Origin of the sequence: Dendronalium sp. ChiSLP03b, from assembly GCF_034531165.2 — a bacterium.
GTDB classification, from domain to species: Bacteria; Cyanobacteriota; Cyanobacteriia; order Cyanobacteriales; family Nostocaceae; genus Dendronalium; species Dendronalium minutum.
In genome coordinates, this window is record NZ_JAVRBR020000102.1 from 40,825 (window position 1) to 51,313 (window position 10,489).

General features: G+C 38.9%; 11 protein-coding genes. 6 read left to right on the forward strand and 5 right to left on the reverse strand.

The window, feature by feature from the left end; genetic code table 11:
* Positions 1 to 73: 73 nt before the first annotated feature.
* On the reverse strand, positions 74 to 1,231 hold the full coding sequence (locus RMY31_RS23890; RefSeq protein WP_409878273.1) for an ATP-binding protein: 1,158 nt from the start codon (positions 1,229 to 1,231) through the stop codon (positions 74 to 76).
* Between the two features lie 8 nt (positions 1,232 to 1,239).
* Positions 1,240 to 2,451 (reverse strand): histidine kinase dimerization/phosphoacceptor domain -containing protein, encoded by a 1,212-nt coding sequence (locus RMY31_RS23895; protein ID WP_409878274.1) that lies wholly within the window; start codon positions 2,449 to 2,451, stop codon positions 1,240 to 1,242.
* A gap of 896 nt (positions 2,452 to 3,347) precedes the next feature.
* On the opposite strand from RMY31_RS23895, the gene RMY31_RS23900 reads away from it, so the two are divergent.
* Both RMY31_RS23900 and RMY31_RS23905 read left to right on the forward strand, forming a co-directional pair.
* Positions 3,348 to 4,634 (forward strand): FAD-binding oxidoreductase, encoded by a 1,287-nt coding sequence (locus RMY31_RS23900; RefSeq protein WP_409878275.1) that lies wholly within the window; start codon positions 3,348 to 3,350, stop codon positions 4,632 to 4,634.
* A gap of 104 nt (positions 4,635 to 4,738) precedes the next feature.
* Positions 4,739 to 6,094, forward strand: coding sequence for a (Fe-S)-binding protein (locus tag RMY31_RS23905; RefSeq protein ID WP_409878276.1), 1,356 nt, complete (start codon positions 4,739 to 4,741; stop codon positions 6,092 to 6,094).
* 162 nt (positions 6,095 to 6,256) lie between these two features.
* Here the strand turns inward: RMY31_RS23905 and RMY31_RS23910 are convergent, their stop codons facing one another.
* From RMY31_RS23910 to RMY31_RS23920, 3 genes are all read right to left on the reverse strand, one after another.
* Positions 6,257 to 6,616 (reverse strand): hypothetical protein, encoded by a 360-nt coding sequence (locus tag RMY31_RS23910; RefSeq protein WP_409878277.1) that lies wholly within the window; start codon positions 6,614 to 6,616, stop codon positions 6,257 to 6,259.
* 71 nt (positions 6,617 to 6,687) lie between these two features.
* Positions 6,688 to 6,972 (reverse strand): hypothetical protein, encoded by a 285-nt coding sequence (locus RMY31_RS23915; RefSeq protein WP_409878278.1) that lies wholly within the window; start codon positions 6,970 to 6,972, stop codon positions 6,688 to 6,690.
* 41 nt (positions 6,973 to 7,013) lie between these two features.
* Positions 7,014 to 7,394 carry a CsbD family protein gene (locus tag RMY31_RS23920; RefSeq protein WP_409878279.1) on the reverse strand — a complete coding sequence of 127 codons (381 nt, stop codon included), beginning with the start codon at positions 7,392 to 7,394 and terminating at the stop codon, positions 7,014 to 7,016.
* A gap of 232 nt (positions 7,395 to 7,626) precedes the next feature.
* Between RMY31_RS23920 and RMY31_RS23925 the strand changes: the two genes are divergently transcribed.
* The 4 genes from RMY31_RS23925 to RMY31_RS23940 all read left to right on the forward strand — a co-directional run bounded on the left by RMY31_RS23925 (position 7,627) and on the right by RMY31_RS23940 (position 10,388).
* Positions 7,627 to 7,845 (forward strand): hypothetical protein, encoded by a 219-nt coding sequence (locus tag RMY31_RS23925; RefSeq protein WP_409878280.1) that lies wholly within the window; start codon positions 7,627 to 7,629, stop codon positions 7,843 to 7,845.
* Positions 7,846 to 8,043: 198 nt separating this feature from the next.
* Positions 8,044 to 8,739, forward strand: coding sequence for a 3-oxoacyl-ACP reductase FabG (gene fabG / locus RMY31_RS23930; protein ID WP_409878281.1), 696 nt, complete (start codon positions 8,044 to 8,046; stop codon positions 8,737 to 8,739).
* A gap of 21 nt (positions 8,740 to 8,760) precedes the next feature.
* Positions 8,761 to 8,931 (forward strand): hypothetical protein, encoded by a 171-nt coding sequence (locus RMY31_RS23935; protein ID WP_409878282.1) that lies wholly within the window; start codon positions 8,761 to 8,763, stop codon positions 8,929 to 8,931.
* Positions 8,932 to 9,341: 410 nt separating this feature from the next.
* Positions 9,342 to 10,388, forward strand: a complete 1,047-nt coding sequence (locus RMY31_RS23940) for a PAS domain S-box protein (RefSeq protein ID WP_409878284.1) — start codon at positions 9,342 to 9,344, stop codon at positions 10,386 to 10,388.
* Positions 10,389 to 10,489 lie beyond the last annotated feature (101 nt).

Genomic DNA, 10,489 nt, shown 5'->3' on the forward strand with positions numbered 1-10,489 from the left:
AAAAGAACTATCTTGAAAAAGGGTATATGAATATATGAGTGTAAGGGTGTAGGGGAAAAATATTTTCATCCTGCTAATTATTTTGAAATGGCAAGCTAACGATAAATGTTGTCCCCCTTCCCACCTTACTAGCATAGGCAATTTCGCCGCCATGTAAATTTACATAATGTTTGACAATTGCCAGTCCTAAACCATGTCCTGGTATTTTGCCAACGTTGCTACCTCTGTGGAAGGAACTAAACAAATTTTCTTGATCGGCTTCTGGAATTCCAATTCCCTCATCTTGGATACGAAAAATAGCTTCTCCCTGTACACAAAACAAGTCAAAACGGATTGTACTACCTTGAGGTGAATATTTAATAGCGTTAGTTATTAAATTTGTCAGGATGTGACGCAGTAGTTTTTTATCCAAGCCAGGTAGTTTGTATTTCTTAGTTAACAACTGCGAACTTTGTACATTATTAATATTGTCTGGAATTGTACATAGTCCTTGCATAGAAAAGATAATTTTGTAATCATTGCTTACAGCAAGTTGAATCTCTGATACTAAATTTTGACAAAAAATTTCCAAATCCAATGGTGAAGGATTGAAAGAATCTCTACCAATTTCAGCTCTCCCAATTAGTAAAACATCACTTAATAAATCATCCAGATGTTTAACAGCGTTTTGAATTTGGTAGATATATTCTTTTTGTTTATCTTCGTTTAATTGACAACTATTATTTGTTAATAATTCAGTATAATTAAAAATATTACTCAATGGATTACGAAATTCGTGGCTAACCATTGAGACAAAATAAGACTCAATATTTCTATTTTCTTTTTCTTTCTCTAAAGCTTCACGCATCACTATTTCTGCTTGATATTTGCTCAAGGCAATTTCAATAGTAGTAATTAATTGATTTTCTGCAAATGGTTTAATTATATAGCCAAATGGCTGAGTATTTTTTGCTTTTTGCAAAATATTTGTATCACAATGAGCAGTCAAATAAACAACTGGAATTTTGAAGCGTTTGATAATTTCCTGGGCAGCTTCTACGCCGTTAATATCACCTTTTAGCATGATATCCATTAATACTAAATCTGGCTGATACTCTGCTACCTTTTCAATGGCTTGCTCTCCATACAAAACAACAGCGGGAACAGTATATCCTGACCTTTCAAGACAATTTTTAATGTCAGAAGCAACAATAATTTCGTCTTCAACAACCAGGATTTTCGCTTTCATCATTTATCTCCCTAGTTTTGCATGACAAATTTAATTGTAAAAACTGTTCCTAATTTGTTGCTATTAAATGCAATTGTTCCTTCTAATTGTTCTACTAAACTCCAAACTATTTGCAACCCAATTGATTGATTTCGTAGTACTTCTAATCCTTGTGGAAATCCCACTCCATCATCACTAACATCTAATAAATATTTATTGTACTCAAATCTACGAAAGTTCACATAAATATTACCTGTATCTCTATACAAAAATGCGTGTTTAATTGCATTGCAAATCAATTCATTGATAATTAAACCACAGTGAACAACAGTATTAATATTTAGGAACAATTGCTCAATATTTAAATGTATTTTTATATTGGGTGTAACTCCATAAGAAGTCAGTAAGTTATTAGTTAAGTTATGGACATAATCGGCAAACTTAATGCTTGCTAAATTGTGAGATTTAGACATGCTTTCATGGATCATTGCCATAGCTTGAACACGGTTCTGGCTATCTTGAAAAATATCAATGGCTTGTTCATCACTAATATGTCGAGCTTTTAAACGCAACAAACTAGAAATAATCTGTAAATTATTTTTGACGCGATGGTGAATTTCTGTTAATAAAGTCTCTTTTTCTTTTAATGCCAGTTCTAGTGAGCGGCGTTGTGCAATTTCACGCTCTAACTGCTTGCTAGTATTTGATAATTCTTTTTGTAATCCTGCTGTAATACTGTCTGGTGTCACAATTCCTAACAATATATTCATATCATCTATTATCGGTAAATGATATAAGCCATACTGGCGCACGATCTGCATTGTTGTATTAATATCAAAATTTTCTGGCAACGTGATGATAGGCTCTCTCATCACTTCCGCAATTGTTACTGTTGCTAAATTGATTTTAGAAGCGATTAAATGCTTGAGATCTGTAAGCGTGAGTATGCCTAATAACTGCGATTTTTCAACAATAAATACACAATCAACAGGCAGAAGTGCTTGACTTTTTGGAGGCTCTTCTCCAATGGAAAGAGAGTTTGATAAAGGAATCAATCTCCTTGCGTTTGCCTCAACTTGAGTTGAATAAGATTCCCAACTACCGGAATCCAAAGCCGGAAATGATTTGTCTTCTGAGCCAGTATTTTTAATTATGTCCTCCCAAAAAATAACAATTTTTATCAATGGAGTATCAGGAGCAAAAGTTAGAGTAGATTCTTGAATGGCATAATATAAAACTGGCATAGCTGCATTTTTAAGGGACGCGTTAATGTTGTATAAAATAATGATTCTTATTTAGTTTTATTTAAATTTACGTTATTTATTCAAACTATATTTTACCAAAAAATAAGATAATTTCAATGTGATATGTTCAGAGATTTAGTTACCTAATAATTCCTAATAATCCATAAATTTATATGTGATATTTTTAGTAATATTTATTTGAGATAGATCCAAGCACTGTTATATAATAATTAGTATAGAAAGTGGCAAAACGAGATAAATGGTGATTCTCTGCTGCCCATATATAGGAATCGTACTTGAATCTTGCTAAGTATACTGAGAAATAAACCTTTGTATGACAAGCTTCTAGCCAATTTTGTTTTTCAGAAATCAAATATGAGTCCTATATTGATAACTGGATAATACAAAATTATTTCTTCTCCGCAAGATTGCCATTATATTCCTCCAACACTTGTATAATTAAAAGTTTATTTATTGCGGATTTTGCAAAAAAAAGATATTGCTACTCTGGCAAATTAAATCTAGAAATAGTAGATAAAATGACATTTTTGGTAGAAAAAATTGGAAATATAATAGTTGATTGCTGATAGACTAAGTCATAATTAATATTATTTCTTCAGTATAGATACTTATTTTATTTGGTAACTTTGACACTGACAACCTCGCCGCGTCCCGCGAAGTTTGCAAGGGCGGGGGGAACTCCCCGTTCGCGCAGCGTCGACCATAGGAGAAGTTCGCTTGGAGGGAAACCTACGAGAATGACTTCTCTTTGCACGCAACTTCTCTGCGTATCTTCTTACCCAGAGGGGGTCCCTAATTCCCCAATCCCCTGTACCTCAAGACTCTTTTGGTGAGATTAACCAGTAAATTAGATGTAGGGAGTAAAAAATAAACTGATGAAAGCAATCGCCTCTAGTCTTGCATCTATCGTCGGCGAAGAAAATGCTGTCTGTCTTTGGGAAAACCTCGAACTCAGTCAACAAAAACATATTCAACCAGCGATCGCTTCCAAAAATCCTCCCAGTTGCATCGTCTATCCCCGCACTCAAGAGCAACTAGCCGCTGTTATAGCAGAAACTCACCGTCACAACTGGCGCGTTCTGCCTTGTGGTAGTGGCAGCAAACTCAGCTGGGGTGGTCTAGCCAAAGGTGCTGATGTCGTAGTCAGTACAGAACGCATTAACCAACTCATTGAACACGCTGTTGGCGATTTGACTGTGACAGTAGAAGCTGGGATGAAATTCTCTCGCCTCCAGGCAATTTTGGCAGACTCACGCCAATTTCTTGCTCTTGATCCTACAGCTGTTGAGTCGGCAACCATCGGCGGCATCGTAGCGACAGGCGATACAGGTTCCCTACGACAACGTTATGGTAGTGTGCGCGACCAGCTTTTGGGCATTACTTTTGTGCGTGCCGACGGACAAATCGCCAAGGCAGGGGGACGAGTAGTGAAAAATGTTGCCGGATATGACTTGATGAAGTTATTTACTGGGTCATACGGCACATTAGGAATTATTAGTCAAGTAACTTTTCGAGTATACCCACTACCGGAATTATCCAGTACGGTGGTACTGACTGGCACAGCTGAGGCTATATCCCAAGCTGTTGAGACTCTCCGAGGTTCGGCATTAACACCAACCGCAGCCGATTTACTATCAACTCAACTAATTTCTAGCTTGGGGTTGGGTAAAGGACTGGGATTAATTGCTCGTTTTCAAAGTATTAGTGAGAGTGTTAAAGAACAGTCAAACCGACTTTTAGAAGTAGGGCAAAAGTTGGGATTAGCTGGAGCAATTTATACAGATGGGGATGAAGCTAATTTATGGCAGAGATTACAAGAACAAATGCATTCTGCTGCCACAGATTCGGCAATTACTTGCAAAATAGGAGTGTTACCTACTGCTGCGGTGGAAGTTTTGACTCAAGCGGAATGGGGTTTGATTCACATTGCTAGTGGTTTGGGATGGTTGCGACTGGAGAATCAAGATCGAGTTTTGCAAATACGCGATCGCTGTCAAGCTAATAATGGTTTTTTAACAATTCTCGAAGCTCCAGCGGTGGTTAAACAACAAATAGATGTTTGGGGTTACAAGGGCAATGCTTTACCACTGATGCGTCGCATTAAAGAACAGTTTGATGGCAAGAATATTTTAAGTCCTGGTCGGTTTGTGGGTGGGATTTAATTTAAACGAACCGCGTTCGCGAAGCGTCTCGCAGAGAAGGACGCATAGACGCGAAGTGGCCGATCGAAGAGTAGGACGCGAAGAAAGAGGGAAAAAGAATTAATATGCAAGTTTCAGATAATTCTGTTAATAATACGGCTAGTTTAAAGAATTTGAAAGGATTTGATGCTAACCATCCACCTGACCCAAAGTTGATTGATAGTTGTGTGCATTGTGGCTTTTGTCTCTCGACTTGTCCCAGTTATCGAGTGATTGGCAAGGAGATGGATTCTCCTAGAGGACGCATCTATTTAATGGATGCAATTAATGAGGGTGAAATCGCTCTAAATACGGCAACAACCGAACATTTTGATTCTTGTTTGGGGTGTCTTGCTTGTGTGACGACTTGTCCTTCTGGTGTGCAATATGACAAGTTAATTTCTGCGACTCGCCACCAAGTTGAACGAAATTATCCTCGTAGTCTGCCAGATAAACTTTTTCGACAACTGATATTTTCTCTGTTTCCTTATCCCAACCTTTTACGAGTTTTGCTGGTTCCAGTATTTGTTTATCAAAAGTTGGGTTTTTCTAAATTCTTTCGCGCCACCGGGTTACTTAAAAATATATCGCCCCGTTTGGCAGCAATGGAATCAATTTTGCCAGAAGTTACTTTTGAATCTTTTCAAAGTAATTTACCTACAGTCATTCCAGCCCAAGGGCAAAAGCGTTACCGCGTTGGTGTAATTTTGGGATGCGTGCAACGGTTGTTCTTTTCACCAGTAAACGAAGCCACGGTGAGAGTTTTAACAGCAAATGGATGTGAAGTTGTAATTCCGCGATCGCAAGGTTGTTGTGCAGCCCTTCCCGAACACCAAGGACAAACAGAACAGGCGAAAGCTTTAGCTAGGCAAATGATTGATAGTTTTGCCAAGACTGATGTGGATTTTGTAATTATCAACGCTGCTGGTTGTGGTCATACTTTGAAAGAATATGGTCACATTTTAGAAGATGACCCAGAATATCGGCAAAAGGCAAAGGATTTTGCTGCTAAGGTAAGAGATGCTCAAGAGTTTTTAGCAACAGTTGGATTAACAACGCAATTATCACCTTTGACAGAGAAACCCTTGAATTTGGTTTATCAGGACGCATGTCATTTATTGCATGGACAAAAAATTAGCGTGCAACCACGTCTACTATTGCGGCAAATTCCAGGGGTAAAGTTAACAGAACCCATAGACGCGGCTTTGTGTTGTGGCAGTGCTGGAGTCTATAATATGTTGCAACCAGAAGTGGCGGAAGAATTAGGTAAGCAAAAAGTACAAAACTTGTTGAACACTAGTGCTGATTTAATTGCTTCTGCTAATCCAGGTTGTACGTTGCAAATTACTAAGTATTTGCGGTTACAAGGTCAGGAAATTTCAGTGATGCACCCAATGGAGTTGTTAGATTATTCGATTCGGGGTGTGAAGTTGAAATTATAGGTGAACTTGAGCTATTAGCCAATAAATTTTTTAGCACGAGATTAGGTGCGAGATTTGAGTTAATTCATTTGAAAAATTGATGGTCAAGCTAGAAAACTAGCTTGACCATCAAACTGTATTGAACTACTTGTTAGAGATTAATTGTTGAACAATCAGAGAAAATTACTTATCCCCTGTTACCTTTCCTAGGTAATCTTCAACTTTGTCTATTACACTAGTAGCATTTTGAGAATTTTCAGGGCGCTTCATTTTATTTTTATCAGCATCCCCTTGAACTTCATTGAGGCCTCTCTCTGATTCAGATTGTACTTCTTTTAGGTTAGGAGGTGCAGAGCGAGCTACTTCATCTGTTTTCTTTTGAATTTTATTTAATTGTGTAGTTCCCTCAGTAGGAGAGCTTTTTGAACTACCAATTGCAGCAGCAGGAAAGGAATTAGAGACTACTAAAGTTAAACATAAAGCAGCTGCAATTACAAAACGCAAATGACGGACAATGGGTTGAATGAAACGAATAAAACTCATGCTTTTTCTCCTAGATAATCAGAATTGAACAGAAAATTTGAGTTAATTGTAGTAGTTGAATATACTACCTGCTAGAAATGATTGGAAGCACGCTTAAAGGCAATTTGTAATTCATCCCAAGCACTTTCCAAACCTGCTTTGATATCTTCCCAAGCATTACCACTAGATGCTTTGAGTTCTTGAAGTTTTATACGAGCAACTTCAGACTTGTCATTTAAAACTTCAATTTGCTCGTGATATTTATCTTTAGCATCTGCCTTAGCAAGATAAGCTTGAACTTTCAACTCATCAATTTTAGTTTGCAGTTTGGCAATTTGTGCTTCCATCTCTACTTGATATTCTTCTTTTGTCTTCACGAGTGGCTCTCCATTAGCATAGTGGACAAAGTTGATTTGTCTTAATTTCCAAATAAAGATTTGACGTTATCAATGGCTTTTTCTGTAGACTTTTCTACATTATTGTAAGTTTCTTTAACTACATTTTTAGTAGTGCCGATATCTTCCTTGGCTTTACCTTCAGCTTGTTTGGCAGTACCTTCAGCTTGTCCGGTTACTTTTCCTAAATTACGTTGAGCAGAACCTAAAGCTTGCTTGGCTTTACCTTCGACCTTGTCGCTAGTGCCTGCACCCAAGGTATTATGGAATGCAATGAGGCTATAGTTATTTTCTAAGGGTGTTGCGATCGCAACTAAATCGCCATTACAAAAAGCACCAGACCAGACAGAAATAAAAGCAATCAAACCACAAAAAAATGACAAACAATAATTTTTTAGACTCATGATTGTATTAGTGTGTTTATTTGTTTTAATCTGGAATTATTACGAAATTTCGTAATACTCAATTTGTACTTTAAAAGCACAGATATAAAAATCAACCTGGAGGATAAAATCTACCTATCTGTAGAAGCTATTCTATTTTTTGAAGTTAATCCTTCAGATAGAATATGTATTTAGTTAAAGATGTGCCCACTAGCAAAAATATCTCTTTCCCAGTCAACAGTGAGTCGGCGCGGTGAGTCAGTCCAGTGCGGTCTTAGGGTTTCACGCCACTCCCCACCCTGTGGGAAGCCCTTCGGGTTCGGGGGTTCGCAATCGACGGGAACCGCCAAGACTGCGCCCTCCTCACCGCAAAGCGTTTACAAGTCGGGAAACCATGCGCGACAGTTCTCCGGACGCTCGGTCGCCTAGGGTTCACGCTACTTGGGAGAAGAATGGCGCTTCGCTGCGCTAACGACGTAGGAGTATCACTTTAAAGGAGTCATCAGTTAACAGAACTATGTTAAGAAGCGTAAAGATAAAGGTTAGAAGGGAACAAGCTGTACTTTGTAAGCTTTCCCCTTTAACTTTTACCCTTCTTAATTAGGTAATTTTCACCAGATGCCTCTCATCGCGCTATCTTGAAAAGTGAGCTTTCAGGAGTATATCTTTCATGAAAGGCAAACAAGTTTTAATCACAGGCGGCACTGGTGGACTAGGTTCAGGTGTGACACCGGCGGTTCTCGCCCAAGGTGCAGAAGTGACAATTTCTTATCGCAATCCCAAAGAAGTCGAACGCCTCAAAAACACTTTTCTACCCACGGATTTTGAGAGACTTCACTTTATCCCCGCTAATCTGGAGGAGGAAGCCTCGGTAGAAAATCTCATCCACCGCATAGGAAGAGTAGATGTGTTAATTCATCTGGTAGGTGGTTTTTCAATGGGAAAAACCCACGAATACAGTTTTTCCGATTGGAAACGCGAATTTGATATCAACCTGAATACAACTTTCTTGACTTGCAAATATAGCCTCAAAAGTATGTTGGAACATGGCTATGGACGCATTGTCACCGTAAGTTCCAAAGCTGCTCTAGAACCATCTGGGCAATTAGCTGCATATTCTGCTGCTAAAGCTGGTGTGGTGGCTTTGACAAAAGCGATCGCTGATGAAACTAAAGGCACTAATATCACTGCTAATGTTGTTCTTCCCGCTGTGATTGATACCCCCACTAACCGCGAAGCAATGGGTACAGAAAATGCTGATAAGTGGGTAAAACCTGAATCCCTCGCGCAATTAATTTGCTTTTTAGCCTCTGAAGTTGCTAGAGATATTCGCGGCGCAGCAATTCCGATATACGGCAATATTTAGTTAGACGTTAACAGTTGACTGATGAACGCCAGTTGCTACAACGGGGGGAACGCCAAAGGCGAACGCAAAGCCCTTCGAGTGACGCTCCTTCTCCCAAGGGGAGCCACTGCGGTGAGGCAGTCCGGTCTTCTCCCAAGGGGAGACGCTAAGAGCGATGGTGGTTTCCCCAAAGAGGAACTGCCGTTAGCGTAGCGTTAGCGACGCAGGAGCGTCACCCCTTGTGGGTCTTGGGGTTTCCCCAAATGGAGCAAGTGGCGTGAGACCTACGCATAGCTAGCTTGCTTCGACCTAGGAGTACGTCGCTATGCTGCGCTAAAACCACAGCGCTGGCTCCGCAACCCACTGGCTCCTGATGACTGATAACAACCTATGCTGCAAGGTAATTTATTTCTTGGAATTCCCTTTTTAGTCTCTTAGCTTTCGATCTGTGACTACCCCCATGAGAGCGTATTACATACATAGAATTAATAACCGGTATAAGTGTAAATTTTATCGAACAATCATGTGTTAAGTAATTCAAAAAGAAATTAAATGCAAATTAGTACAAAGCTTCAATCAAAGCTAGTCTGCTATCAAGTGCCTTAATAGCATACAAAAATTATATGGATAAAGTTATCATTTCAATGGCCGCTGCATTGCTGGTAACAAGTTATTCGGGAAAAATTAAAAAAGTTAATCTTGCTGCTCAGAGATTATTTGGCTTTACTGAAGAAGAATTAATTAATCAGCCAATTTCTCTAATATTTGATGATAATGATTTAACTTCCCAAATATTTTATCAACATACTATATTGCAGCAACAATCCCAAGATATAGAGGTAGTTTGTAGAACAAAGACAAGAGAAAAAATATTAGTTGCTTTTTCTTGTTCGGTGATTCAGAAAAAGGGAAGAGATTTAGAAGAAGTTATTTACATTGGTCGGGATATTACTGCTCGCCAGCGCCGAGAACAGCGTAACAATGCCCAGTACGCCATAACTCGTATCTTATCAGAATCCCAAAATGTTAAGCAGGCAATTCCACAAGTTTTACAGGCAATTTGTCAAAGCTTGGAATGGGATTTAGGTGAACTTTGGACTCCAAATGAATACTTAAGCGCAACGGTACAACAAGACAGCGTAGATATAGTACTTAGGTGCGTAGAAATTTGGTCGAGTCGAGTTGTTTCTGTCCGAGAGTTCAAAGCAATCACTTGGCAAACTACGTATACTCCTGGTGCTGGTTTGCCTGGGCGAATTTGGTCAAGACGTTCTCCTCTATGGATTAGAGATATTTTAGATGATGCCGACCAACGGCGATCGCAACCCGCCGCTAAAGCAGAATTGCACGCAGGATTTGGCTTTCCCATCCTAGATGGCAATGACATCTTAGGAGTAATGACTTTTTTTAGTCGGGAAGTGCAATCAAAAGATGTAAACCTCCTGCAAATGATGGTTTCTATTGGTAGCCAAATTACCTACTTTCTCAAACGTAAGCAAGCAGAAGAAGCTCTAATAGAAAGCGAAAAAATATGTCGAGATTTGTTAGAAAATGCTAATGTCTTGATTCAATCTGTTAATGTTTATGGGCAATTTTTATATGTTAATCGGGCATGGCAAACAGTCTTGGGATCAGGGCGAACGCATCTAAATATAGTACAAGAATACTAAATGCAGAAAAAAAGTAGTGATAGTGGGTGACATATAAGTAAGCATTCAAACTTTGATGGTAGAGTCATTGTAAAAGTAGTACTATTGCCCTACTTCGTGTG

Coding starts and splice junctions, on each gene's coding strand:
- RMY31_RS23890 (WP_409878273.1), bottom strand. CDS start 1,231: ATGATGAAAGCGAAAATCCTGGTTGTTGAAGACGAAATTATTGTTGCT.
- RMY31_RS23895 (WP_409878274.1), bottom strand. CDS start 2,451: ATGCCAGTTTTATATTATGCCATTCAAGAATCTACTCTAACTTTTGCT.
- RMY31_RS23900 (WP_409878275.1), top strand. CDS start 3,348: ATGAAAGCAATCGCCTCTAGTCTTGCATCTATCGTCGGCGAAGAAAAT.
- RMY31_RS23905 (WP_409878276.1), top strand. CDS start 4,739: ATGCAAGTTTCAGATAATTCTGTTAATAATACGGCTAGTTTAAAGAAT.
- RMY31_RS23910 (WP_409878277.1), bottom strand. CDS start 6,616: ATGAGTTTTATTCGTTTCATTCAACCCATTGTCCGTCATTTGCGTTTT.
- RMY31_RS23920 (WP_409878279.1), bottom strand. CDS start 7,394: ATGAGTCTAAAAAATTATTGTTTGTCATTTTTTTGTGGTTTGATTGCT.
- fabG (WP_409878281.1), top strand. CDS start 8,044: ATGAAAGGCAAACAAGTTTTAATCACAGGCGGCACTGGTGGACTAGGT.
- RMY31_RS23935 (WP_409878282.1), top strand. CDS start 8,761: ATGAACGCCAGTTGCTACAACGGGGGGAACGCCAAAGGCGAACGCAAA.
- RMY31_RS23940 (WP_409878284.1), top strand. CDS start 9,342: ATGGATAAAGTTATCATTTCAATGGCCGCTGCATTGCTGGTAACAAGT.